Origin of the sequence: Candidatus Merdisoma sp. HCP28S3_D10 (genome assembly GCF_052065835.1) — a bacterium.
In the GTDB taxonomy this organism is placed as follows: domain Bacteria; phylum Bacillota; class Clostridia; order Lachnospirales; family Lachnospiraceae; genus Laedolimicola.
Genome location: NZ_JBQHTG010000004.1, coordinates 13,811 through 39,123 on the forward strand (window position 1 = coordinate 13,811; position 25,313 = coordinate 39,123).

Annotated in this window: 25 protein-coding genes and 4 pseudogenes; 5 read left to right on the forward strand and 24 right to left on the reverse strand. The window is 49.4% G+C overall.

What is annotated here, in order from left to right; genetic code table 11:
• Positions 1-327: 327 nt before the first annotated feature.
• The 20 genes and pseudogenes from rbr to ACTNCH_RS10480 all read right to left on the reverse strand — a co-directional run bounded on the left by rbr (position 328) and on the right by ACTNCH_RS10480 (position 14,046).
• Entirely contained in the window at positions 328-882 is a 555-nt protein-coding gene (rbr, locus tag ACTNCH_RS10385; RefSeq protein ID WP_441018378.1) for a rubrerythrin, read from the reverse strand.
• A gap of 435 nt (positions 883-1,317) precedes the next feature.
• Positions 1,318-1,497: pseudogene (locus ACTNCH_RS10390) on the reverse strand (4Fe-4S binding protein); the annotation flags it as partial.
• A gap of 14 nt (positions 1,498-1,511) precedes the next feature.
• Positions 1,512-1,631, reverse strand: a pseudogene (locus tag ACTNCH_RS10395) (rubredoxin-like domain-containing protein); the annotation flags it as partial.
• A gap of 393 nt (positions 1,632-2,024) precedes the next feature.
• A pseudogene (locus ACTNCH_RS10400) lies at positions 2,025-2,234 on the reverse strand (rubredoxin); the annotation flags it as partial.
• Positions 2,146-2,532 (reverse strand): Fur family transcriptional regulator, encoded by a 387-nt coding sequence (locus ACTNCH_RS10405; RefSeq protein ID WP_441018376.1) that lies wholly within the window; start codon positions 2,530-2,532, stop codon positions 2,146-2,148. The gene ACTNCH_RS10405 and the pseudogene ACTNCH_RS10400, both read right to left, overlap by 89 nt.
• Before the next feature lie 121 nt (positions 2,533-2,653).
• Positions 2,654-3,046, reverse strand: a complete 393-nt coding sequence (locus ACTNCH_RS10410) for a DUF134 domain-containing protein (protein ID WP_441018341.1) — start codon at positions 3,044-3,046, stop codon at positions 2,654-2,656.
• Between the two features lie 124 nt (positions 3,047-3,170).
• On the reverse strand, positions 3,171-3,986 hold the full coding sequence (locus tag ACTNCH_RS10415) for an alpha/beta fold hydrolase (protein ID WP_441018339.1): 816 nt from the start codon (positions 3,984-3,986) through the stop codon (positions 3,171-3,173).
• Positions 3,987-4,009: 23 nt separating this feature from the next.
• Positions 4,010-4,231 (reverse strand): helix-turn-helix domain-containing protein, encoded by a 222-nt coding sequence (locus ACTNCH_RS10420; protein WP_441018337.1) that lies wholly within the window; start codon positions 4,229-4,231, stop codon positions 4,010-4,012.
• A 132-nt stretch (positions 4,232-4,363) separates the two neighbouring features.
• A complete protein-coding gene (locus ACTNCH_RS10425) occupies positions 4,364-4,648 on the reverse strand; it encodes a hypothetical protein (RefSeq protein ID WP_441018335.1) in 285 nt (94 codons plus the stop codon).
• Positions 4,649-4,657: 9 nt separating this feature from the next.
• Positions 4,658-5,638 (reverse strand): annotated as a pseudogene (locus ACTNCH_RS10430) (AAA family ATPase).
• Positions 5,639-5,644: 6 nt separating this feature from the next.
• Entirely contained in the window at positions 5,645-6,511 is an 867-nt protein-coding gene (locus tag ACTNCH_RS10435; RefSeq protein WP_441018333.1) for a ParB/RepB/Spo0J family partition protein, read from the reverse strand.
• Between the two features lie 378 nt (positions 6,512-6,889).
• Positions 6,890-7,282, reverse strand: a complete 393-nt coding sequence (rpsI, locus tag ACTNCH_RS10440; RefSeq protein WP_158365014.1) for a 30S ribosomal protein S9 — start codon at positions 7,280-7,282, stop codon at positions 6,890-6,892.
• Positions 7,283-7,312: 30 nt separating this feature from the next.
• Positions 7,313-7,741 carry a 50S ribosomal protein L13 gene (gene rplM, locus ACTNCH_RS10445; protein ID WP_158365013.1) on the reverse strand — a complete coding sequence of 143 codons (429 nt, stop codon included), beginning with the start codon at positions 7,739-7,741 and terminating at the stop codon, positions 7,313-7,315.
• Positions 7,742-7,873: 132 nt separating this feature from the next.
• On the reverse strand, positions 7,874-8,641 hold the full coding sequence (truA, locus tag ACTNCH_RS10450; RefSeq protein WP_441018330.1) for a tRNA pseudouridine(38-40) synthase TruA: 768 nt from the start codon (positions 8,639-8,641) through the stop codon (positions 7,874-7,876).
• A complete protein-coding gene (locus ACTNCH_RS10455; RefSeq protein WP_178038923.1) occupies positions 8,638-9,441 on the reverse strand; it encodes an energy-coupling factor transporter transmembrane protein EcfT in 804 nt (267 codons plus the stop codon). Before ACTNCH_RS10455 ends, truA begins: the two co-directional genes overlap by 4 nt.
• Positions 9,434-10,300 carry an energy-coupling factor transporter ATPase gene (locus ACTNCH_RS10460; protein ID WP_178038922.1) on the reverse strand — a complete coding sequence of 289 codons (867 nt, stop codon included), beginning with the start codon at positions 10,298-10,300 and terminating at the stop codon, positions 9,434-9,436. Before ACTNCH_RS10460 ends, ACTNCH_RS10455 begins: the two co-directional genes overlap by 8 nt.
• Positions 10,285-11,148 carry an energy-coupling factor transporter ATPase gene (locus ACTNCH_RS10465; RefSeq protein WP_178038921.1) on the reverse strand — a complete coding sequence of 288 codons (864 nt, stop codon included), beginning with the start codon at positions 11,146-11,148 and terminating at the stop codon, positions 10,285-10,287. Before ACTNCH_RS10465 ends, ACTNCH_RS10460 begins: the two co-directional genes overlap by 16 nt.
• Before the next feature lie 242 nt (positions 11,149-11,390).
• A complete protein-coding gene (locus ACTNCH_RS10470) occupies positions 11,391-12,446 on the reverse strand; it encodes a DnaJ C-terminal domain-containing protein (RefSeq protein ID WP_441018327.1) in 1,056 nt (351 codons plus the stop codon).
• A gap of 102 nt (positions 12,447-12,548) precedes the next feature.
• Entirely contained in the window at positions 12,549-12,992 is a 444-nt protein-coding gene (locus ACTNCH_RS10475) for an Hsp20/alpha crystallin family protein (RefSeq protein ID WP_441018325.1), read from the reverse strand.
• Between the two features lie 208 nt (positions 12,993-13,200).
• The gene (locus ACTNCH_RS10480) at positions 13,201-14,046 is read right to left on the reverse strand and encodes an aldo/keto reductase (RefSeq protein WP_441018323.1); all 846 of its coding nucleotides are present in this window, start codon (positions 14,044-14,046) and stop codon (positions 13,201-13,203) included.
• Between the two features lie 262 nt (positions 14,047-14,308).
• Here ACTNCH_RS10480 and ACTNCH_RS10485 point away from each other — a divergent pair, with 262 nt between their 5' ends.
• Positions 14,309-15,949, forward strand: coding sequence for an ATP-binding cassette domain-containing protein (locus tag ACTNCH_RS10485; protein ID WP_178037964.1), 1,641 nt, complete (start codon positions 14,309-14,311; stop codon positions 15,947-15,949).
• 132 nt (positions 15,950-16,081) lie between these two features.
• On the opposite strand, the gene ACTNCH_RS10490 is transcribed toward ACTNCH_RS10485, so the two are convergent.
• On the reverse strand, positions 16,082-16,378 hold the full coding sequence (locus ACTNCH_RS10490; RefSeq protein WP_441018321.1) for a GNAT family acetyltransferase: 297 nt from the start codon (positions 16,376-16,378) through the stop codon (positions 16,082-16,084).
• A gap of 171 nt (positions 16,379-16,549) precedes the next feature.
• On the opposite strand from ACTNCH_RS10490, the gene ACTNCH_RS10495 reads away from it, so the two are divergent.
• Entirely contained in the window at positions 16,550-17,710 is a 1,161-nt protein-coding gene (locus ACTNCH_RS10495; protein ID WP_441018319.1) for an alanyl-tRNA editing protein, read from the forward strand.
• 62 nt (positions 17,711-17,772) lie between these two features.
• The gene (locus tag ACTNCH_RS10500; RefSeq protein ID WP_441018317.1) at positions 17,773-18,414 is read left to right on the forward strand and encodes a hypothetical protein; all 642 of its coding nucleotides are present in this window, start codon (positions 17,773-17,775) and stop codon (positions 18,412-18,414) included.
• Positions 18,415-18,432: 18 nt separating this feature from the next.
• Here the strand turns inward: ACTNCH_RS10500 and ACTNCH_RS10505 are convergent, their stop codons facing one another.
• From ACTNCH_RS10505 to ACTNCH_RS10515, 3 genes are read right to left on the reverse strand one after another with little or no spacing between them, the layout of a single operon-like run.
• Positions 18,433-19,956, reverse strand: a complete 1,524-nt coding sequence (locus tag ACTNCH_RS10505) for an ATP-binding protein (RefSeq protein ID WP_441018315.1) — start codon at positions 19,954-19,956, stop codon at positions 18,433-18,435.
• Between the two features lie 15 nt (positions 19,957-19,971).
• Positions 19,972-21,297 carry a vWA domain-containing protein gene (locus tag ACTNCH_RS10510; protein WP_441018313.1) on the reverse strand — a complete coding sequence of 442 codons (1,326 nt, stop codon included), beginning with the start codon at positions 21,295-21,297 and terminating at the stop codon, positions 19,972-19,974.
• Positions 21,298-21,306: 9 nt separating this feature from the next.
• Positions 21,307-22,302 carry a leucine-rich repeat protein gene (locus ACTNCH_RS10515; protein WP_441018311.1) on the reverse strand — a complete coding sequence of 332 codons (996 nt, stop codon included), beginning with the start codon at positions 22,300-22,302 and terminating at the stop codon, positions 21,307-21,309.
• A 243-nt stretch (positions 22,303-22,545) separates the two neighbouring features.
• Between ACTNCH_RS10515 and nrdD the strand changes: the two genes are divergently transcribed.
• Together nrdD and nrdG are read left to right on the forward strand one after the other, a co-directional pair.
• Positions 22,546-24,723 (forward strand): anaerobic ribonucleoside-triphosphate reductase, encoded by a 2,178-nt coding sequence (gene nrdD / locus ACTNCH_RS10520; RefSeq protein WP_441018309.1) that lies wholly within the window; start codon positions 22,546-22,548, stop codon positions 24,721-24,723.
• 11 nt (positions 24,724-24,734) lie between these two features.
• Positions 24,735-25,298 carry an anaerobic ribonucleoside-triphosphate reductase activating protein gene (gene nrdG, locus ACTNCH_RS10525; RefSeq protein WP_441018307.1) on the forward strand — a complete coding sequence of 188 codons (564 nt, stop codon included), beginning with the start codon at positions 24,735-24,737 and terminating at the stop codon, positions 25,296-25,298.
• The last annotated feature ends 15 nt before the right edge of the window (positions 25,299-25,313 follow it).

A 25,313-nucleotide genomic window follows, 5' to 3' on the forward strand; every position in this document is an offset into this window, starting at 1 on the left:
GTCATGGCGGCAGAAAACTTGTTGCTCCACATATAACGGATATGAACCGGAGGGTTGCATATTCAGCTTTCAAGGTTCGTCAGGAATGTCTCCTGACCTCCTCACTTACCCTACGTGGAGAAAAAATCACCAAGTTGGTGTGCTTCCTCAAAAGTTTTTCAAAAAAATTTTGAGCAAATAAAAAAAGGCTGCACCACCATTTCTGGCAATGCAGCCTTAAGCTATATTCTGATTCTTCTTATGCGCTTATAAAACAAATCGCCCAATGACAAACCTTCCGACTTGCCATTGAGCGATTAAACTGGAATTTAATGTCCCTGCTTGAAATCAATAGTTCTCAGCATTGATTTCGAAATAAGCCTGAGGATGAGCGCATACCGGGCAGATTTCCGGAGCCTTTGTTCCGACTACGATATGACCGCAGTTGCGGCATTCCCAAACCTTGACTTCACTCTTAGCGAACACTTCCTGCGCCTCCACATTATGAAGCAGAGCTCTGTAACGCTCTTCGTGATGTTTTTCGATGGCTGCGACAGCACGGAATTTAGCAGCGAGTTCAGGGAATCCTTCCTTTTCAGCAGTATCAGCAAAACCGGCATACATGTCAGTCCACTCATAGTTTTCACCATCAGCGGCAGCACCGAGATTTTCAGCAGTAGTGCCGATTCCGTTCAGTTCCTTGAACCACATTTTCGCGTGCTCTTTCTCATTATCGGCAGTCTTTTGGAAAAGAGCGGAAATTTGCTCAAAGCCATCCTTTTTTGCCTGAGAAGCAAAATAGGTGTACTTGTTTCTTGCCTGAGATTCGCCTGCAAAAGCAGCCTCAAGATTCTTTTCAGTCTGTGTTCCTGCATAAGGATTGGATTTCTTTTCTTCTACCAGCTCCAGCTTGTCGCCTTTTGCATGGCAGAGTGGGCACTCAGGCTCAACACCATCTTCAACCTGGAATACCTGACCGCATACGAGACACTTGTAAGTTTTCATTTTCTTATCCTCTTTCTTTTCATTATTGGGAATTATGTTCAAAAGTCTTTTTGCCGCTTCAACTGGGAAATCCAGTGTGGGCGGATTTTCTATCAGTTCCTTCAGTAATTCGTGAGCATTGTCACTCTGCGGAAGCATATATCCTGCTTCACGAAGAACATCCTCCGAAATCAGTCTTTCAGACTTGGATATTGCTTTCATAAGACGATAAAGTCCGTCCAGACCAGTGGTCTCAGCAACCTGAAGTGCGGCTTTCTCGCCGTCAGCTTTATTCTGAGCCAAAGTATTTAACACACTACGTACCGCATCTGTTTTGGATTGTTGTACGGGGTATTCCACCGGCACCATACTGATTGCTCCGCTTGGGCAGGCCTCAGCACATACGCCGCAGCCGATACACTTATTCACATCAATAATACTGTTCTCAGTATCTGTTGCTCCGACCGGGCAAACATAAAGGCAAAGGCAGTCTTTGGTGCAAAGGCGAAGATTTCTGACAGCTATCTTTTTCATCGTTATGCCCTCCCTTCGATCTTTTCAAATTTCCATGCCGGGACTTTGCATACCGGGCACAGCTCCGGTGCGTTTTCTCCGATATAAACAAAACCGCAGACTGTGCAGACCCAGATGTTTGTATCAGCAAGCATCGCTTCACCCTCGTTTAAGTAGCGATTCACAAGGGAAGAAAGCATTCTGGTGACTTTCTCACCCCAGACACAGATTCTTGCAGCACCTCTGTCATTGTTCTGATCAACTACAGCCCTCACATTGGGATAATTATCAATGTCATCCTGTAAAATCTTGGCTATCGTTTCTACTGTGGCATCATTAACTGCTGGTGTAATAGTCGTAAAATAGTCCGCTAACTGTTTAAACAAGTCTGCTTCTTCAGCTTTATACTGTTTCTCACATCCCCTTGCAAGATTGGAACATACAGCAGCTAACTGTCCTGCCGAAAGTTTTTTCAAATCAGCCGCCTCAGTGTTAACACTTATAGGTTTTACATCTGCCTTTTGCATTTCAGGTTTAAAGTCAGATTTCGCTGCCCCACACAATGGGCACTTCCAGTCTGAGGGTAACTGTTCGAATGGAATTTTTTCTTTTTCATCATCGTAGACATATCCACATATTTGACATATGTAACGCATCCAAACATCTCCTTTACTTATTTTGACAATCCTTGCAGATTCCCTTAAATATAATATCATAATCCAGCAACTGGATATCATATTCTGCATGCATAAATGCATCAATCTCTTTTACTTCATTAAGGTTTACATCAAAGATTTTTCCACACTCCACACATCTTACATGATAATGCCTAGTAAGTGTAAAATCGTATTGATCCGCTCCACCAGGAATTTCAACTTTTCTTATTTTAGCTTCACCGGCTAAAATGCTGAGATTCCTATATACCGTTCCTTTTCCAATTGATGGATAATCTTTCTTTATATAGTCGTACACCTCATCTGCAGTAACATGTCGACGCATCTTAGTTACAGCGTTAAGCACCAATTCTTTTTGTATAGTGTTTCTCTTATCCATAATACATCTTTGTTAGTAATAGTTCCTGATAAGGATTATATATCATTTTTTCATCCATGTCAAGTATTTTTATATTTAAAGAGTATTACTCTTTAAAAGCTCTTCATTTAGTTCATCAGGTTCACTAATATGCTTCTGTTAAAACTCTTTGCCCGTTCGTGACTCCATTCAGATGGCACTTAGTACAGCTGAGGCGTCCATCACAAAGGGCATAATTTCCTCCATCGATTTGAAGGCCAATGCCCATTACCAGTGCTTTGGCGAGTTTTTCACGTGCATTATTATAAATAAGCTGTGCGGTGGTTCTTGCCACCCCCAGTTTATTAGCACATTCCTCCTGGATAAGGCCTTCCAAATCAATCAGCCTGATGCTTTCATATTCGTCCACTGTCATTGTAAGCATTTCAAGATTGCTTAGTCCCTGCGGCAGAAAAATATTATGATCAGGTTCTTTACATACCATTCTCTTTCTACATTTAGGCATTCTATTCACCTCGTTTTTATTGGCATATGCCATAAAAACATAATATCTTAACATTGCTGCTTTGTAAAGAAAAAACACAACTCCACGAGCTGTGTTTTTAATAGGCTTCAATATTAGGTTACATTGAAAATAGGAATTTAGCATAACGAATTAAAATTTATCTCTCCGTTTGTGCATTGGTTGTTTCTATAAAGTCGCGGATAATAGCGTTGACTTTATCCGGCTGATCATCATTTGCATTATGCGCTGCCCCCTGAATCATGATGAGTGGAAAACCGGTGCGCTGCTCCCATCTCTTGTTATAGACAGCAACCTTTCCGACCTTGTCCTTGTCTCCAAGCAATAGAACACTTTTACACGGAATATTCAAATTCTTATTCTCAGGTATAAAGGCCGCCTCACCGATATACATTAGATGACACAGTTCGTTCTTCGAGTAAGAATCTATCATAGTGAGCATGCGCTTCTGTGCAGTCTCCGTTGCTCCGCACATCTTCGCCATTGAAGACCTCAGTATTTTGTTAGGAAACAATTTGCACATCCACTCCAACTGAGTCAGCCAAAACAGATCTGATTTGGAGTAGTAATCTCCAAGCGGAACACTATCGACCGAAATGAAGCCAATCGCCTTGGTTGGATGCTGATCAATATAATACTGAGCGATCATTCCTCCGAGCGACTGTCCGATGAATATGGCTCTGTCGATTCCTTCAATTCCAAGAATACAATCCAGTTCACTGCAAACATTGGCATATGTAAATTCATCATATGGTCTTGACTTGCCATGGCACGGGCAATCCCACACCAGTACTTTGAACTCATCTTCGAAGCATGAAATTTGAGTTTCGAATAGATGATGATCTGCCGTCAGACCGGGCAGAAGCACTAATGCAATATCGCTCTGGATTATATTAGTCCAGTAATATGTAATTCCATGTTTGGACGAAACTGATTTCTCATGTAATCCCGTCATGATTACCTCCGCAAAATTATAATTTAATTCTCAATCTTATATTGTGCTCCATCTGGCAGTGTAAATGACTGCTCAAACTTAACACCAATGGCATCAGAGATCTGCTTGATCTCATCTATTGTCAAGGTGTCTCTTTGGAACTTCTTATTTAGGTTTTGCCGTGACTGACCAATACGTCTAGCCAATTCGGAAATAGTGATATTTTGCTGCTTACATATTGTTTTAATCATTTCTGAAGTAGTCATAGGCACCACCTTTCTCATTCCTATTGTAAACCATATGGTTGCATTTTTCAAGATTAACAAGGCTTAATACTCTTTACCCCGGGGCATACAAATAGCCTGCAGAGTCCAGTCTGGAAATCTACAGGCATGTTTTTAGTTGCTTATAACAGCACAGACACTATGTCGCACTGCATCCAATAGAACCTCTGCTGCGGTCAATCCAAACAGAATTAAATAGCTGATAAAGCCCATCGCTGCAAAAATGATTGCATTCTGCCACATCTGAAGACAGCAGGCCAGAATAATCGGGATTAGTAACAACGCCCAAAGAAATCCATGTACCATTCCAAATATCTTCGAAGCCAGTAGAGCTATCAACCATACTACGGTTGCGACGATAACAACCGGCAGAAGTGCCAGCTTAATTAAAAATCTCATAACGCCTCCTTATCTTACCGCCAATTGCGGCATATCATGATGAACCTCTGCAGTGTAATAACCACTAATCGTAGATGGAGCATTAAACAGTGCTGCCAGGAGATACTTCTTGATATTTCTGACCTTGCTGCTGTTTTGATTAAAACAATCTACCACATACTCCACATGCATTGATGTGAGCTTCAGGAATTTGCTCCTTACCAATTCCGTTGGATACTCATTACTTGCAATAATCGTTGTCGGGCTTTTGCTTACGACAACCTTCACATTCGGGCAATGAATAAATACGCTGGAGCCTAATGCACTGGTCTCCGCTGCCTTTACGGAGGAAGGGATAGTAACTTCAAATACTCCGATGTTTTCATAGAGCTCATGTACCGTAGCAGAGATATCCTTGGTGAAGTTGGTGCGATAGTCCACCATCGTAAGAAGAATACCCTCCACACGGAGCTTACGATTCATTCGCTTTTTTACCATAGTGATGGTTTTGATCAGTTGCTGAAGGCCTTTCACCGGAAGGTACGCAGCCTGCACTGGAATCAGAACAGAATCTGCAGCAACCAAGGTATTGATTGTCATCATACCCAGAGAAGGCATACAGTCGATAAGTACATAGTCGTACTGTTCCTTAATCGTATCCAGATATTCCTTCATCATCAACTCGCGGCTCATTACGTTTGCCATAGACGCTTCGACAGCAGAAAGTTCGATATTTGCCGGGAGGAGATCCACGCCTTCCTCATGATGAACAATACCCATGCTTTCTTCGATAGGTTCATCATCAATAACAGCTGTCAATACTGTGGCCAATGTTTCATGAAGCTCATCTGGTTATGCAAAGCCAAGGCTGGCAGTTAAGCTTCCCTGAGGATCAGCATCAATGAGAAGGACCTTCTTTCCTTCACGAGCAAGGCCAATACCAAGATTTACAGCAGTGGTGGTCTTTCCAACGCCGCCTTTCTGATTTGCGATTGCGATTACTTTACACATTCTCGATTACCTCTTTCCTGATTGATTTTTCATTTGAATAGCCAGCCATCGGTCAAGCAGCTGGAAAATAGTGTCCTGCATTTTCTGCGGTGTGTAGTTGCTGGGAAAATACTTCGCAACTCTGTTCATTGGGAGAGCCAGGTTCCAGCTGTCAGGCTTCTTCTGTTCCGACATGATCGTGAGGATCATATCATCTGTAAGCAGTCTGGCTTCCGATAGTTTCTTCATCCTTAGTGCCTGAGCTCTTGAGGGTGAAGCCTGCTCACTATCCATAGTCAGTAGAAGCATTTTTTGCTCGTTCTCTCTGAGATAAGAAATCTCAGTTGCAGGGGAGATAGCCATCTTTCCTTCGTCCACAAGCTCCATGAGCTCAGGGATCAGCTCATTCAATCGAATGTAGCGATGGATCTGCGTCGAACTGTCCGGACTGTTTTCGGCTATCATTTCTCTGGATGAAACGCCAGACTTTCGTCCACTGGGGTCTGAAGTCAGATCAGTTCTTGCACCCTGGCACTTGATTGCTTCCAGCTTCATCTTGTAAGCTTTGGCCTTTTCACTGGGCAAAATGACTTCTCTTTGAAAATTACTATCCACCATCATGATCGTGGCCTCGCTCAGATCAGCCTCCTTGATGATGGCAGGAACGGTTTTATGTTCAAGCAGCTCACACGCATGCTTTCTACGGTGACCGGATATGATCTCATAAAAATCATCTTCCGACCTTCGAACAATGATCGGCATCAGAACTCCAACCTGACGGATGCTTTCAACAAGCTGCTGCATCATGTCATCATCTCGAACATAAAATGGATGATTGGGAAATGCTCTCAGGCTGGTTACTGCAATCTGAACAACTTCTTCCGATAAACTCATTACACATAGCCTCCTTTGGGCAAATAAAAAAGCGCCCAACTATTTTTTAGATAGCTGGACGCTCAGTATAAAGTGAAATCCGATATGCCTTATTTGGTTAAATCTGTTCAAAAGTTATTCATGAACTACTCGTCAAACAGTGAAGAAAAGGTCTTGATGAGCCGGTCTTAGTCAGTGCTGTAGGCAAGTTCTTTATTTCCTACATTAGCCCATTTTTTAACCCATTTCTTCAAATTAACCCCGATTTCGCCCTTATTAAGGTGATTTCAATAGGATAATTCATGGCACGCCACATCAGAGCTTATCAAAAAGAAAAAACCCCGAAAACGCAGTGTTTTCGGGGTTTTTGATAGCTTTTCTTGTGTTCTGAGAAAGCGATTAACGCTTGCTGAACTGAGGCGCTCTTCTCGCTGCCTTCAAGCCGTATTTCTTACGCTCTTTCATTCTCGGGTCACGAGTCAGGTAACCAGCCTTCTTCAGGACCGGACGGTAATCCGGATCTGCCTGAAGCAGTGCTCTTGCGATACCATGACGGATAGCACCAGCCTGTCCTGTATATCCGCCTCCGCGAACATTTACCAGAACGTCGAACTTGTCTGCTGTCTCTGTAGCAACGAGCGGCTGACGAACGACTACCTTCAGGGTCTCAAGACCAAGATACTCGTCGATGCTTCTCTTATTGATGGTGATATTTCCAGTACCCGGTACCAGGTATACTCTTGCGATGGATTTCTTTCTTCTGCCAGTTCCGTAGAATTTTGACTTAGCCACTGTAAATTTCCTCCTTTAACCTTTTCTCAATTAAAATGTAAGCACTTCCGGCTTCTGAGCCTCATGATTGTGCTCCGGACCAGCGTATACGTGAAGCTTTGTATACATCTGTCTTCCCAGCGGTCCCTTCGGAAGCATGCCCTTTACAGCGAGCTCGATAACCTTCTCCGGCTTCTTGTTCATCATCTCACGCAGGGTGGTCTCTTTCATACCGCCTACGTAATCAGAGTGATGATAGTAAATCTTCTGATCCAGCTTCTTGCCGGTTACTTTGATCTTGTCTGCATTTACAACGATTACATAATCTCCGGTGTCGATGTGCGGAGTAAAGATTGCTTTGTTCTTACCTCTCAGAACTTTAGCTACTTCTGAAGCCAAACGTCCTAATGTATATCCTGTAGCGTCAACTACATACCATTTTCTCTCAATTGTTGCTGGACTAGCCATGTAACTTTTCATTGGTTTTCCTCCTGAAAATAAATTGAAACTTCTATGGAAATATGTCATTACCGGGGCTTTGGCTCAGACATTTTCGCACTACGTCACATTGAATTATTATATGATAGAAACGCGGTTGTGTCAACCACTTTTTCAACTTTTCTGTCCCGGAAATTCCGGATGCTCCGGATATTCCATTTTTATCAGAGTCAGGCCTTTCGCCGGAGCTGTCGGTCCCGCTGCCTGACGATCCCGCGCCTCTATGATACCCGGGATTTCTGCCGGGTCTGTAACTCCGAAGCCCACATTTATCAGGGTACCTGCAAGAATGCGGACCATATTGTAGAGAAAGCCGTTTCCGGTCACCCGGATTCGTATCATATCCCCTTCTCTTATCACGTCCAGACTGTAAATAATCCGGACCGTGGTTTCCGCCTGGGTATGAATGCTGCAAAAGCTTTTAAAATCATGTTCTCCCAAAAATGGCAGGCAAGCCTCCCGCATCTTCGCCACGTCCAGCTTCTTCCGGAAGAAGTGGCTGTTCAGCCGTTCTCCGGGCAGTTCGAATTCCCGGTTCAGAATCCGGTATTCATAAGTCTTGATACAGCTGGTTTTCCTTGGGTGGAACTGATCGTCCACCCGGAAGGACTGCTGCACGCGGATATCCTCCGGCAGACGGCTGTTCAGAGCATAGGCCATCTTCTCCGCCGGCATCCGGGCCTCTGTATCAAAAACAGCCACATTTCCCAGCGCATGGACGCCGGAATCGGTCCGGCTGGCGCCAATCACCGCAATCTCCTCTTTTAATAAAGAAGAAAGAGCCCTGTTCAGCTCTCCTTCTATCGTATCTCCGTTATTCTGTACCTGCCAGCCGCAATAATTTGTGCCGTCATAGGCCACTATCAGCATTACCCGTTTCATAATACCACTCTCACTGCGATAATCGCCGCCAGGAAGAGCGCAACCACCGCGTATGCGTAATAATCCCGCCTTGCGTATACCAGCGGCTTCATCTTGGTCCGTCCGGCTCCTCCCCGGTAACATCTGGCCTCCATAGCCATCGCCAGGTCATTGGCCCGTCGGAACGCGGAGATAAAAAGTGGTACCAGAAGCGGCACCAGGTTCTTTGCCTTCTGTACCAGGTTGCCGTGCTCAAAATCCGCGCCTCTGGCAATTTGTGCCTTCATGATTTTATCCGTTTCCTCCAAAAGAATCGGAATAAACCGAAGGGCGATGGACATCATCATAGACACCTCATGTACCGGCACCCGCAGCTTCTTCAAAGGGCTTAACAGCTTCTCCAGACCGTCCGTCAGGTCGTTGGGCGTAGTCGTCAGGGTCATGACGGAGGTGCCCAGAATCAGGTAAATCAGCCGGACAGCCATGAAAATCGCCGTGTGAAGACCCTTATCCGTAATCTTCAGCTTCCAGATCTGTACCAGCACCACATCGCCGGGCGTCAGGAACAGATTGAAAATCAAGGTAATCAGCAGGATAAAGAAGATTGCCTTCAGGCCTTTTACCATAAAATGGAAGGGAACCTTAGAAAGCCGAATCACGGTCACCAGAAAAACCGTAGCCACCAGATATCCCGCCCAGTCATTGGCCACAAACAACGCCACCAGGAATACCATGGTGGTCACCAGCTTAACCCGCGGATCTAATTTATGCAATATGGAATCTGCCGGGTAATACTGCCCCAGCGTAATATCTCTAATCATGTTTTTTTACCTTATCCCGGAACACGTTCAGAATCGTATCCCTTGCCTCTTCCATGGTCGTAGCGTCTCCGTCCACGCCAAATCCCTTTTCCTTCAGGGTATGCAGAATGTAGGTTACCTGGGGCGCGGCCAGGCCTACGCTCTCCAGCTCCTTATAATGGCGGAACACCTCTCTGGGCGCTCCGTCGTGCAGCACCTCGCCCTGATTCATGACGATAATGCGCTCCACATACTTTGCCACATCCTCCATACTATGGGAAACCAGCACAATCGTGATCCCCCGTTCCCGGTGCAGATAGCTGATCTGATCCAGAATTTCGTCCCGGCCTCTCGGATCCAGGCCCGCCGTAGGCTCGTCCAGAATCAGCACCTCCGGCTCCATGGCAAGCACGCCCGCTATGGCCACACGCCGCTTCTGACCGCCGGACAGCTCGAAGGGCGACTGCTTCTCATACTCCTCGGAAAGCCCTACCATACGCATAGCCTCCCGCGCTCTTTTCTCGGCTTCCTCTTTGGACAGGCCCTGATTTTTCGGGCCAAAGCAGATATCGCTTAATACGTCTACCTCAAAAAGCTGGTGCTCCGGATACTGAAATACCAGTCCCACCTTGCTTCGAAGCTTCCGCATATCGTAGCCTTCCGCGTAAATGTCCTCTCCGTTAAAATAAATATGACCGGAGGTGGGCTTTACCAGACCGTTCAGGTGCTGTACCAGTGTGGATTTTCCCGATCCGGTATGGCCGATGAGGCCGATAAACTGACCGTCCGGAATCTCCAGATTTATATCCTTCAGCGCATGAATCTCATAGGCTGTGGAAGGACTGTAGGTATATTGTACATGCTCTAATTTAAGTGACATAATGCTTCCACCAGTTCCTCTCTTGTCAGAATTCCGTCGGGCAGATCAAGACCTGCTTTTTTCAGCTCCCAGGCAAGCTGTGTGGCCTGGGGTACATCCAGACGGTAGGCTTTCAGCGTTTCCACCTGAGAGAAGATTTCCCTCGGCGTACCGGCCATGACGATTTTGCCATCGTCCATGACAATCACCTTATCGGCGTAAATAACCTCTTCCATATAATGGGTAATCAGAATGACCGTAATATCCTCCACCTCATTCAGGGCCCGGACCGTACGGATCACTTCCTTACGGCCGTTGGGATCCAGCATAGCCGTAGGCTCGTCCAGCACGATGCACTCCGGGTGCATGGCTACCACGCCTGCAATGGCTACCCGCTGCTTCTGGCCGCCGGACAGCTTATTCGGAGAATGGTGACGGTATTTCAGCATATTCACTGCCTTCAGGCTCTCCTCCACCCGCTCCCAGATTTCTTTCGTGGGCACTCCCATATTTTCCGGGCCAAAGCCCACGTCCTCTTCCACGATGGTTCCGATAATCTGATTATCCGGGTTCTGGAATACCATACCGGCGCTCTGCCGGATATCCCATACCCGTTCTTCCTCCCGGGTATCGATTCCATCCACCCACAGAGTTCCCTCGCTGGGGATAAGCAGGGCGTTGATATGCTTGGCCAGCGTAGATTTTCCGGAACCGTTGTGTCCCAGAATCGCTACAAAATCCCCCTTCTCTATCTGGAAGCTGACGCCGTTCACGGCCTTAATCAGCTCCCGTTCCCGGCCTTCCTCATCGTATTTTCTATATTCATAAACCAAATCTTCCGCTTGGATCATTGTTTCTTTCTTTTCCATGTTTACAACCCATCCTGCAAAATCCATAGATTACTCTCTTCACTGCCGGAGTTTCCTATTTTTTGAATCCTGTTTTATGCGTTCTTCCATAAATTCCCGGCGTAAGCCAGTCATGGCACTGCTTTTCATTGTATAATAAGAATATGGCTTTTGCAAGGAAAAGTATGAATTGCCAATAGATTTTTAAAACAAAAGCCCTCGGGACGTTTCCGTTCCGAAGGCTCTGTCTTTTGCTTTCTATCTTACGCGGCACTTCTGCCGCCCTGCTTCATGGCATTTTCAAATTCATGCAGCTTCTTCCGCTGTTCGGCCGTCAGTGTGGTGGGTACCTGAATCTGAATGGTCACGTACTGATCCCCGTGTACCTTCGGATCCTTCATGGACACGATTCCTTTGCCGCGGAGCCGTATCTTCTTTCCGGACTGGGTTCCTGCCGGAACCTTGCAGACCACATTGCCGTAGAGGGTCGGGAAGCTGGCCTCGCCGCCAAATACTGCTGTGGTAAATGGGATATCGGCCGTGGTATAGACGTCCATGCCCTTCCGCTCATATCCTGCCCTGGGCGTAATGTGTACCTTCAGCAGCAAATCGCCGTTCTCCCCGCCTCCGAAGCCCAGGTGTCCCTTGCCCCGGAGCCGCACGCTCTTGCCGTCGTCGATACCTGCCGGAATATGCACGCTTAAGGACTGTACGCCGGTACCGTCTGCTGCCTGAATGTGAATCATCTTATCGCACCCAAAGGCCGCCTCATCAAAGCCGACCGTAATGTCCGCGTGTAAATCCTCGCCCCGATAAGAAGCCTGCTGCCGATAGCCCTTCTGACCGCCAAAGCCGCCAAAACCGGAACCGTTGCTGTAAAAGCCGCTGTGGCCGCCCGCGTTGCCATGGAACATATTGCCGAAGATATCTCCAAACATATCGTCCATGTCGCCGCCTTCATAATGGAACTCCTGATAGCCGCTGCCGTCTCCCGTGTGGAAGCTGCCGCTGCGGAAGCCTCCCCGGCCGCCAAAGCCCTGACCGCCCGCTCCTCCGTAGAAACCGCTTCTTGCGTCTGCCCGGGCGTTGCCTGCCTCGTCAAAGGCCGCAAAACCAAACTGATCGTATAATTTCTTCTTTTCCTTGTCACTGAGCACATTGTAGGCTTCTGTGACCTCTTTAAACTTCTGCTCGGCCACCTTGTCCCCCGGATTCGTGTCCGGGTGGTATTTCTTTGCCAGCTTCCGGTAAGCACGCTTTATCTCTTTCTCATCTGCCTGCTTTCCAATGCCGAGCACCTCATAATAGTCCTGTTTCATAATGCCTGCTCACCTCCGCCTGCATAATCACCATCTGCAAAGATGGGGATGCAGCCAAGCCGCATCCCCATCTTCTCTTTTGCCTGTCGAAAAGGCCTACGCTTAGCCTTCAATATCGATATAGCTCTTCTTTTCTACCTTCGGCTGCTCCTCTTTCTTCGGAACCAGCACCTTCAGCACGCCATTTTCAAATTTGGCCTTGATGTCTTCCTGAGTGAGCTCCTCTCCCACATAGAAGCTCCGGCTGGTGGCGCCGCTGTAGCGCTCCTTACGGATATACTTACCCTCCTGCTTCTCCTCCTTCTTGCTGTCGGTGGAAGCGGTAATGGTCAGGTAACCGTCCTTCAGCTCTGCCTTAACATCCTCTTTCTTTACGCCCGGAAGCTCAATCTCGAGCTCGTAGCCCGTCTTGGTCTCCTTCACATCGGTGCGCATGAGGGGCGCTGCCTCTTTGCCATAAACCTTCTTTGCAGGTGCATACGGAAATGCAAAATCATTTACAAAATCATCTAATAAACTTTCTCCAAAAATACTCGGTACTAACATAAATCATTCCTCCTAATCTTCCCTTCAGTTCTGCTGGAGGTTCCGCAAGGGCTTTTTCTTATTTTCTTTCTTCTCCCTTGCTCTGATTCTGTTATAGCACCATTATTAGCACTCGTCAAGTAGGAGTGCTAATATTTTAGAAATTGTTTATAATCGTTATTTTTGCATAATAATCATAATAATTCAGACATATTTATCTGATAATTCATCATAACTTCACCCGCTCCCGATCCGGGTGTTCTCCGGACCAGCCAAGCTGGGGCAGCGTCATCAGCTGATGCATATCGTCGTCCTCGATGTTAAAGCCAAAGACATCCAGGTTCTGACGCATCCGCTCGCCGGAAGAGGACTTGGGCAACGGCAGTACGCCGCACTGAAGGGCGAAACGGATGCAGATCTGCGCTACAGATACCTGATACTTTTCCGCCAGTTCCATGAGAAGCGGCTCTCCAAGCACTCTGGCCCGTCCGATGGGGCTCCAGGCCTCCACCTGAATGCCCAGGCGCTGGCTGAAATCCACCGCGGCCTTCTGCGTATATCCCGGATGGAACTCCAGCTGATTCACCATAGGAATGATACTGGTCCGCTCCAGCAGGTTGTTCAGATGGTGAGGCAGGAAATTGCTGACGCCGATAGCCCGCACCTTTTTCGACTTATAGAGATCCTCCAGGGCTTTCCAGGTTTCCACATCCAGATCCTTCCACCCGGCTGTCAGGTCGTCGGGTCTCGGCCAGTGAATCAGATACAGATCCAGATAGTCGGTGCCCAGTTTTTTACAGGACTCTTCAAACTCCCGCAGGGTTGAATCGTAGCCGAGACGGTCTCTCCAGACCTTCGAGGTCAGGAAAAATTCTTCCCGGGGAATGCCGCTTTCCCAGACTGCTTTTCCCACTGCTTCCTCATTAAAATAAAAGGCAGCCGTATCCAGATGCCGGTAGCCCTGCCGGATAGCTTCGCTGATAATAGCCTCATCGTTGTGTTCTGCGACCTTGTAGGTACCGAAGCCCACCGCCGGAATCTCCACACCATTGGCCAATGTAAATGTATGTCTCATATGCTGCTCCCTTCTTCCGTGCTTTCACGCCCGTGATTTCCTACATTATACCTTCTTTTTCCCGGCCGATCAAGTCCGTCCGCCGGAAAACCCCGTTTTCCCTCCGAAATCCTGAAAACTCAGAAATTTCGGGAATTTAACCGTGGAAAGGGCTTGCAAATTCTATATTTTCCTGTAAAATAGATGTGTATGCCCGCAGATAAAAGCTGTGAGACAAAAAACGTATCATACACCATATTTACCAAGTCATAAGGAGCAAAACATGATCAGTGCAAATAATGTAACGCTTAGAATAGGAAAGAAAGCCTTATTCGAAGATGTCAATATCAAATTTACCGAAGGTAACTGCTACGGTCTTATCGGAGCCAACGGCGCAGGAAAGTCTACCTTCTTAAAGATTCTGTCCGGCGAGCTGGATTCCACCAATGGCGAAATCGTCATCACCCCAGGACAGCGTCTCTCCTTCCTGAAGCAGGATCATTTCCAGTATGACGAGTATCCGGTTCTGGACACCGTTATTATGGGAAATGCCCGCCTCTACGAGATTATGAAGGAGAAAGAGGCTATTTACGCGAAAGAGGATTTTACCGATGAGGACGGTATCCGCGCCAGCGAGCTGGAGGCTGAATTCGCGGACATGGACGGCTGGGAGGCTGAGTCTGACGCCGCTACTCTCTTAAATGGACTGGGTATCGATACCGATCTTCACTACACCCTGATGAAGGATCTCCTGGGCGCTCAGAAGGTCAAGGTGCTGCTGGCACAGGCATTGTTCGGCAACCCGGATATCCTGCTTCTGGACGAGCCGACCAACCACCTGGATCTGGACGCTATCGCATGGCTGGAGGAGTTCCTGATTAACTTCCCGAACACCGTCATCGTAGTATCCCATGACCGTTATTTCCTGAATAAGGTCTGCACCCATATCGCCGACATTGATTACGGCAAGATTCAGCTCTATGCCGGTAACTACGACTTCTGGTACGAATCCAGCCAGCTGCTGATTCGCCAGATGAAGGAAGCCAATAAGAAGAAGGAAGAGAAGATCAAGGAGCTGCAGGAATTTATCTCCCGTTTCTCTGCTAACGCTTCCAAGTCCAAGCAGGCAACCTCCAGAAAGAAGGCTCTGGAGAAAATCGAGCTGGACGAGATCCGTCCCTCCAGCCGGAAGTACCCCTACATTGATTTCCGTCCGAACCGCGAGATCGGAAATGAAGTGCTGACCGTAGAGGGGCTGTCCAAGACCATCGACGGCGTGAAGGTTCTGGATAATATTTCCTTTATTCTGGGCCATGACGACAAGGTAGCCTTTGTAGGCGGCAACGAGTTTGCCAAAACAACCCTCTTTAAGATTCTGTCCGGAGAAATGGAGCCAGACGAGGGTACTTATAAATGGGGTATCACCACCAGCCAGTCCTATTTCCCCAAGGACAACAGTAAGGAATTTGACAACGACGATACCATCGTCGACTGGCTGACCCAGTATTCCGAGATCAAGGACGCAACCTATGTACGCGGCTTCCTGGGCCGTATGCTCTTCGCCGGAGAAGACGGCGTGAAGAAGGTCAAGGTGCTGTCCGGAGGTGAGAAGGTCCGCTGTATGCTGTCCAAGCTGATGATTTCCGGCGCTAACGTGCTGATTCTGGACGAGCCCACCGACCACCTGGATATGGAGTCCATCACGGCCCTGAACAACGGTCTCATCAAGTTCCCGGGCGTGCTGCTGTTCTCCTCCCGTGACCACCAGATTGTACAGACTACTGCCAACCGTATCATCGAGCTGCTGCCGAACGGCGCTATGATCGATAAGATCACCACCTACGACGAGTACCTGGAGAGCGATGAGATGGCAAGAAAGCGTACCGTCTATACCAAGAGCGCAGACGAGGAAGAAGATAACTAAGTTTTCTGAATCCGTCAAAAATCAATTTTGTTACTTAAAAAGGCACTCTGCAGTTTCTATTTCATTACCTGAAGCTGCAGAATGCCTTTTTTCTTTTGCTGACCCCATATTTTCCACCGACGCGACGCTGTTTTACACCCAGCTGGCGTTCTTCGCCTCCGTCCAGCGCTCCTGCTGGGCCTCGTACTGCTCGTTCAGCCAGGCGATGGCCTGCTGAAAGCCCTCGTCTGTGAAGGGAAACTCCCTGGCCTCCTTCTGATCCTCCGCGGTCTTTTCAAAGCAGAAGGGCTCCGGATAAATCACTGCCTCCAGTGTCTTTTTGTCCTCTTCCTCTTTCTTCCACAGCCGGTAACGCATGCCCTCATAGCTTCCGGTATAGACGCCCCGGTTGATATAGGGGAGGCCGGCCTGGCCGTGTAAATCTATCATAGAATGACTTCCTTTCTGGTTTTTATATCTTTTCCGATGATTTCTTTAAAATTATAGCACAGTTCACTGAAAACTGCCAATTCCCGCTTAAAATAAACCTGTCCAAAGCTGTTAGAAAATGTTATACTTGGTGGTAGATTTATTTTTGACAACGACAGGAGGTTTTACACCATGACAGACCGTCTATATTATAAAGACAGCCACCTGACCGAGTTCCCGGCGGTGGTGACTGCCTGCGAGCAGGAAAAGGATTACTGGAAGGTGGCGCTCGACCAGACCGCGTTTTTCCCGGAGGGCGGGGGACAGGCCGGAGATACGGGATATCTGGGCGACGTGGAGGTCTTCGATACCCATGAGAAAAATGGAGAAATCTGGCACTACACCCGGCGACCTCTGGAGATCGGTGCGGAGGTAAAAGGCGTTCTTGACTGGAAGAAGCGCTTCTCCCGGATGCAGCAGCATTCCGGCGAGCATATCGTCTCCGGTCTTATCCATACCCGCTTCGGCTATGACAACGTAGGCTTCCATTTGGGCGAGGAGGAAGTCACCATGGACTTCAACGGCCCTATTTCCCGGGAGGAGCTGGCGGAAATTGAAGCGGCCGCCAATCAGGTGGTCTTCGACAATGTGCCGATTCTCATCTCCTATCCCTGCAAGGAAGAGCTAGCCATTCTGGATTACCGGAGCAAAATCGAGATCGAAGGACAGGTGCGTATCGTCACCATTCCCGATACCGACGTCTGCGCCTGCTGCGCGCCCCATGTGGAGCGTACTGGAGAGATCGGCCTGATTAAGCTTACAAATGTGCAGTCCCACCGGGGCGGCGTCCGGGTTAGTCTCCTGGCCGGAGATCGGGCGCTTCGGGATTACCGGGAAAAAGAGACCAGCGTGAAGGCTGTTTCCGTGCTGCTCTCCGCCAAAGAAGCGGTAGTAGCTGACGCGGTAGAACGGCTGAAGCAGGAGAATTTCCGCCTGACCGGACAGCTCATGACCCTGAACAGAACCCTGATTCAGATCAAGGCTTCCCAGGTACCGGAAGGACAGAAAAGCCCTGTTTTCTTTGAGGAAAGCCTGGATCCGGACACCAGCCGGGAGTTCGTAAACCTCTTAACTGCCCGCTGCGGAGGCATTGCCTGCGTCTTTACCGGAAATGACGAAACCGGATACCGCTACATCTTTGGCAGCAAGACCGAGGATACCCGACCCCTCTGCAAGGCCCTGAACGGGCAGTTCGGTGGAAAAGGCGGCGGAAAGCCGGAGATGGTACAGGGATCCCTGTCCGGCACCCAGGAAGAAATCATGGCTGCCATCGAAACCGTTCTGCAGCGTTAGGCAGCCTGCCGATCCAAAGCGGTACCTGTTACCGCCCAATACTACACAAGGAGAATGTGATTATGTCCCTATACCATGATGTACAGAGAGCCGCGGCCCGTAAGCAGGGCATTGAAGTAAAAGAACCCGCGGAAGTAACCATGTCCAATATTCTGGACGGCCCCATCAAACGGCCGGAGGAAGCCAAGCTTTTTAAGACTGTGGAGGAACGCTGCGCCGACGCCAGAAGCACCGCTCTGACCCTGATTCTGGTGGGTGCGCTGGGTCTGGCGGTGATGCTTCTCGTCATCACTGGATCCCTAAAGCTCCCGCTGCCGAAAATCGCGCCCTACAGTATGAGCGTATTTTTCCTCATCTTTCTAATCGTAGGCGTGGTTTTCATACAAAAATCAAAGAAAATCCTGGCGACTGCCCAGGAAGAGCATGCCCGGATTAAACAGATCAAGCACTGGTTTGAAACCCAGGGGATCGCCTCCGAGGCCGTTACCTCCCTTCCTGCGACCGTACCGGTCAGCGAGCTGGAGGCCCTCTACCGCCGGAAATACGAGGCGATTAAAAATGTGCTTCATACCCAGTTTCCGGAAGAGGACAAAAAGCTTCTTAACAAGCTGGCTGCAGACTTCTCCGAAGACGCGCGAATCGACGCCATGCTGGAGGAGCAGGTACGGATCGAAGTGGCAGTGCGGGATAAGAGGACTTCGTAAAATTTTCCTAACTGACTTTTACTTCAGTCTCGCAATCTCGTCCCGTATCTCACGATCACTCTCATTAAAAAGCAGTCTTTTATTGTAACGTTCATACCGTTCACACTCGGTGGTCTGCAGGAAGGCCACCGCAGCCTCCGACATATTAAGGCCGGTCAGGAAGATGACCAGTTCCTGACTGTCGCCAAAAGCTGCCTCCAGAAAATCAAAAGCATGCTCAAGGCAGCCGCTTCCGGCCTCCTGCTCACCGGCATAGCGGGCCCGCTGCTCACCAAAGAGACGGCGCAGAAGATCAAAGGCCTCCGGTCCGCTCTCCGGCCTTTCGGCTTTCAGGGTATTCTCATAGGAAAGCAACAGTTCCATCAGACGGAGCATTCGCTTTTCTTCTTCTTTCGTCAGAAGCTCCGCCTCTTTTTTCTGCTGTCGTTTTTCTTCCACTGCGCTGCGCAACTCTTCCAGCACCTTCGGGATTTCATCGGCGCCGCCCTTGAAATTTTCCGCGTTTAATATGCTTCCGGCAAACTTCATTTCCCGGAACAGAGCTTCCGTAAACAGCTCCTGTTCCCGAACTTTTCGCAGGCGTTCGATACAGCCGGAAAGCAGCAGATTCACTACGCTCAGCCGCTCGTCAAAGGAGGCATGGGACAGCTTTTTCAGGGTTGCCTCCCGGATCGTACCGTCCAGGATTTCCTCTATCTGATAATCACTCTCATATTTCCGGTAGAGCTCCAGATAGTTGGCGAATTCTCCGGCGATTTTGTCGTGCTGGAGATACTGGCGCACCACATCCTTATCCGCCTTCTTTCCCAGCTTTTCATAGACCTCTAACAGGCGGGACAGATCCTCCCAGCCACGGGGCGTAGCAAAACGGCGGCCGTCCACGGTGCTTTCCATCTGATAAAAATGAGCGGGACGGGCGTCCAGATAGGAAATCACCGCCGGATGGATCCGGGACTGTACCGCGTATTCCCGCCAAACGCCGTAATCCGGCTCCACCTCAATTTTCTTTACACGGTCCAGAGTAACTACATCGAATTCCCGAACGGATTTGTTGTACTCCGGCGGGTTTCCTGCTGCCACGATAATCCAGCCCTCGGGAATCGGATGGTTTCCGAAGGTCTTGCACTGAAGAAACTGAAGCATGGCCGGAGCCAGGGTCTCGGATACACAGTTGATTTCGTCGATGAACAGAATTCCCTCGCTCAGACCTGTTTTTTTCATTTTCTCATAAATAGAAGCCACGATTTCGCTCATAGTATACTCGGTAACCGCTTTCTTCTGGCCGCCAAACTCCATTTCCGAGATAAAGGGCAGTCCGATGGCGCTCTGTCTGGTATGATGGGTGATGGTATAAGCTACCAGACCCACGCCGCACTCTCTGGCCACCTGCTCCATAATCTGGGTTTTTCCGATACCGGGGGCTCCCAGCAATAAGACGGGGCGCTGGCGCACGGACGGGATAACGTAATCACCGTATTCATCTTTTAAAAGATACGCTTCTATCGCGTCTTTGATCTCCTGTTTCGCTCGCTTGATGTTCATTTTTTTCTCCTTCTTTTATCTGTTTTCCAGATCGCTCTCCTGCAAAATCAATTTGATCGCCCAGGGCGGTACATCTACGTCCCGGTAGTGATTCTGCACAAAGATGAACGCGGTCTCATAGGGCGGCATTTTCACCGGAAAAATTCCATAACCGTCCGTAAAATATAAAAGTCCCCGAAGCCGCCAGAATTTCTTCCGGGCCATCTGCTCCTCTACGTAGGCAAAGGCCGGACGGAAATCGGTACCACCGCCTCCCAGAATGGTGAAATGCTCCATATACTCCTTCAGGGCCTCCTGGCTCTCGATAATCACGTCCGACTGTACCCGTTCATCACACTGAAGGATATGAATCCGCATCCGCTTAAAGAAATTTTCCGTCTGGGACAATACGTCATAGGTTTCCTCCAGAAACCGCTTAACCAGCCCTTCCTTACAGGACATGGAGGTATCAATGACGATGACAAATTCCTCGATTTTCCGCACCTCGCTGGTCTCCAGCGGCTCAATCAGCGGCATATTTCCATACATTTCCATTCCATAGTGGTAGAAAATGTAATCAAAGCTGTCCGGATCAATCTGCATTTCCTCATGCAGCACCGTAAATTTCCGCAAAAATTCCTTGTAATCATAACGGGATCGGTTGCTGACCCGCAGCTGCTCCTTCAGATCCCCTTCCCCTTCCGAGGCCTCGTTGGAAAAGAGCATAATCTCCGTCTCCATACGCTCCCGGATATCGTCCCATTTTTTCCGGTTGGGGCTGGGATTTCTGGGTCCGTTTTTCGGATCCTGCTGCCAGAGGCTGTGGTCGTCCAGCCGGAATTCCATCTCCCAGCGGCTGATTTCCGCCTCGGTAAGCTCCCCGGCAATCACCTGATAGATTCCCTCTGCCGTCAGCACCGGCACCTTGTCCCGGAGTCTTGCGTATACGCTTTTCCGGAAGGCTCCTGAGGAAAGATGGACGCAGCGCAGATACAGGCTGTCAATCAGCGCCTCCGTGGCCACATCACAGGCCAGGTTCCACAGCCGCCCGTCTCTGCCCTTTCGGTCAAAGGGGTGGCAGAACAGGCAGTGGAGTATCACATGAAGATAAAGCCGGGTGCAGGCGGCGCGCCCCATCTTTTCATAAAGCTCCAGCATGCCGTCCGGAAAATAGTACAGCGCCCCGCCGTCCGTTCCCGCCGGCGACGCCGTGCCCGGAACCGGACTAAGATTTCCAAGGGCCAGATCCAGATACCGAAGCTTCAGATACAGCTCATTCCTGGACTGCGCGAGAATCCGGGCCGCCAGCTCTTCCTTCTGAAGCTGTACCTTTTGTTCTTCCAATATCGCGCTTTTTATCATGATGTCCTCCTACAGCTCAAACCGTTCAAGGGCTGATTGTTTTTTTGTCCGGCCGGACGCTCCCAGCCGATCCTGCAGATAGGCCACGCCCTCGGGAAATCCGTCCACAGCGGCAACCGCCATCTGTGACAGCAGATCCGTTTCTGGATTTCCATTTTCTGTCAGCCATTTTAAAGTGTCCAGATTCCGCTTTTCTATCGCGTCCCCATAGGCCTGCTCCAGATGCTCCGAAAGCCAGCTTTCATAATCTGCCCGGCGCTCCTCAGACAATCCCACCGGGTACTGCAGCCGATCCAGGGTCATCTCCAGCACCGTGTCAAACTCCTCTTCTGCCTTCGCCATATAGTAGCAGGCGTCATAGGCGCGGAAATCCAACTTCTTCATATAGAAGCTGTTCCGGAAATTCATGCCGCTTCCGTGCATATGGGTCATCAGAATCCGGGCCGGGGTATTTTCCACACTTTCCTCAAAGAATTCCGGGAATACCAGCTTTGCTTCTATCTGTCCCCTGACCGTCACCGTCATCTTTTCCGGCACTTCAATCAGGATCTCCTTCAGGCAGGATGTTTCCGTCCCGTCCAGCGTCACCGTCAGCTGCTCCAGATGATGACAGCCGGTAAAAAGTCCCGCTCCCAGATCCTTTAAGCTGCTGTGAAAAGCAAATTCCTTCAGTCCGTTGCAGTTGTAGAAGGCATAGGGGCCGATTTTCCGAAGGCTCCCGGGCAGCCGGACTGCTTCCACCGTAAGTCCCTGAAGCTCCGGGGCTGTGTCCGGTGACGGCTCAACCGGCTCCCGGTCTTTCATTTCGTCATTCCATATTTTTACAGTTTCGGTTTTCAGCTCCTGCCGGAACCGCTCCTTATTAAGGTGCGCGGAAAAGGCATACGCGCCCAGCTCTGTCACCGGACAGTCCTCGATTTCTGACGGAATTTCCGCTTCTTTTCCAAAATCATAACAGCGGCGCACCACCGCGCAGCCATTCTTTATTTCATAGGCAAATCTCATTTTCTGCCTTTGTCTCCTTTTGTCAGTCTTCTTTTTTTGAATCCCTTTACGCTCTTGCATCATATCATAAACTTTCTGTCATTTCCAGAAAGAATGTGTCAATGCCAAAGAACACCTGTATATTTTCACGCATGTATACAACAATATATAGTAAATACTCATTGACATACCCACTATATCTTGTTACAATGAGTTTGTTGCTAACAAGATAAAATATTTTTACGATAGAGGGAGAGGTAGCATATGAAAATCATCAAACGAAGCGGAGCCGAAGTTGAATTCGACCCTCACAAAATTGTCATTGCCGTGGCAAAGGCCAATGCCAGCGTTGTGCCCAGCGCCCGTATGACGGACGTCCAGATCCGGCGGATTGCCGAGGACGTGGAGAGTGCCGCGCTGAATATCAAGCGTTCCTTAAGCGTCGAGGAAATCCAGGACATGGTCGAGGACGAGATCATGAACCTGCGCGCCTTTGACGTGGCAAGACAGTATATCACCTACCGTTACACCCGTGCGCTGGTGCGGAAATCCAATACCACCGACGAGCAGATCTTAAGCCTTATCGAGTGCAATAACGAGGAAGTTAAGCAGGAGAACTCCAACAAGAACCCCACCGTCAACAGCGTACAGCGCGATTATATGGCCGGCGAGGTCAGCAAGGACATCACCCGCCGTATCCTGCTTCCGCCGGATATCGTGGAGGCCCACGAAGAGGGTCTGATCCATTTCCACGACGCAGACTACTTTGCGCAGCATATGCATAACTGCGATCTGGTCAATCTGGAGGATATGCTGCAGAACGGCACCGTTATCAGCGGCACGCTTATCGAGAAGCCCCACAGCTTCTCCACTGCCTGCAATATCGCCACACAGATCATTGCCCAGGTAGCCTCCTGCCAGTACGGCGGCCAGAGCATCAGCCTGACCCATCTGGCTCCCTTTGTGGATATCAGCCGTAAAAAAATCCGCCGTCAGGTGGCAGACGAGCTGCATTCCATCCGCGAAGCGGTTACCCAGGATGAGATCGATTTCATCACCGAGAAGCGTCTGCGGGAAGAGGTTAAAAATGGCGTACAGATGATCCAGTATCAGGTTGTCACGCTGATGACCACCAATGGACAGGCTCCCTTTGTCACCGTCTTCATGTATCTGAACGAGGCAAAGAACGAACAGGAAAAGAAGGATCTGGCTCTTATTATAGAAGAAACCCTGCGTCAGCGTTATCAGGGTGTCAAAAATGAAAAGGGCGTCTGGATTACTCCTGCCTTCCCGAAGCTTATCTATGTGCTGGAGGACGACAATATCCACGACGAGGATCCCTACTACTATCTGACAAAGCTGGCTGCCAAGTGTACTGCCAAGCGTATGGTGCCCGATTACATTTCCGAAAAAATCATGTTCCAGAATAAGGTGGACAAAAACGGGGAAGGCCACTGCTACACCTGCATGGGCTGCAGAAGCTTCCTGACCCCCTATCTGGACGAGAACGGCAAGCCCAAGTACTACGGCCGCTTCAACCAGGGCGTTGTCACCGTCAACCTGGTGGATATCGGACTTTCCGCCGGCGGCGACATGAACCGGTTCTGGGAGATCTTTGACGAGCGTATGGAGCTCTGCCACCGCGCCCTGCAGTGCCGTCATGAGCGTTTAAGCGGTACAGTATCCGACGCGGCCCCGATTCTGTGGCAGCATGGAGCTCTCCTGCGTCTGGAGAAGGGCGAAACCATCGATAAGTATCTCCACGGCGGATACTCCACCCTGTCCCTGGGCTACGCAGGTCTCTGGGAATGTGTATACAGCCTGAATGGCAAAAAGCTGACCGAGAAGGAAGGCGAAGAGCTGGGACTGGAAATCATGAAGAAGCTCAACGAGTACACCGCAAAATGGAAGGCTGCCGAAAATATCGACTACTCTCTCTACGGCACCCCGCTGGAGAGTACCACCTACAAGTTTTCCAAGTGCCTGCAGAAGCGTTTCGGCATCATAAAGGGCGTAACTGACCGCAACTACATTACCAACAGCTATCATGTTCACGTTACGGAAAAAATTGACGCCTTTGACAAGCTGGCGCTGGAGGCCAAATTCCAGGCACTGTCACCGGGCGGCGCTATCTCCTATGTGGAGGTTCCGAACATGCAGAATAACCTGGAGGCTGTCCTGTCCGTCATGAAGTTTATCTACAACAACATCATGTACGCAGAGCTGAATACCAAGAGCGATTACTGCCAGGTATGCGGCTATGACGGAGAGATTGAGATCAAGGAAGACGAGCACGGTAAGCTCATCTGGACCTGCCCCAACTGCGGCAACACCGACCAGAACAAGCTGAATGTGGCAAGACGTACCTGCGGCTACATCGGAACTCAGTTCTGGAACCAGGGAAGAACCCAGGAAATCAAGGAGCGTGTTCTTCATCTGTAGGAGTCTGAACTATGAATTACGCAACCATTAAGAAAAATGACATTGCCAACGGCCCCGGCGTCCGGGTATCCCTGTTTGTCAGCGGCTGCCGCCATCACTGCCGGAACTGCTTCAATCGGGAGGCCTGGGATTTTTCCTTCGGCCAGCCCTTTACCGAGGCCGTGATGGACGAGATTCTGGAGGCCCTGGCTCCCGATTATGTGGCTGGTCTGTCTTTTCTCGGAGGCGAACCCTTTGAGCCGGAAAATCAGGAGGGTCTGCGGACCCTGGCCTGCCGGTTCAAGGAACGCTTTCCGGAAAAGAATCTCTGGTGCTACACCGGCTTTTCCTTTGAAAAGGATCTGCTGACCGGAGCAGTGGGCAACCCTGACACGGTCCGGGAGCTTCTCTCCTTCCTCGACGTCCTGGTGGACGGGAAATTCGTGGAGGAGGAAAAGGACGCCTCGCTCCTCTTCCGCGGCTCTGCCAATCAGAATATCATCGACGTTCCCGCTTCTCTGAAAGCCGGGCACATGGTTCTTCTGCCCGGCACCTGGCAGCGGAAAATGGGAAATGGAAACATCCACGAGGACTGACCCCGTGGATGTTTT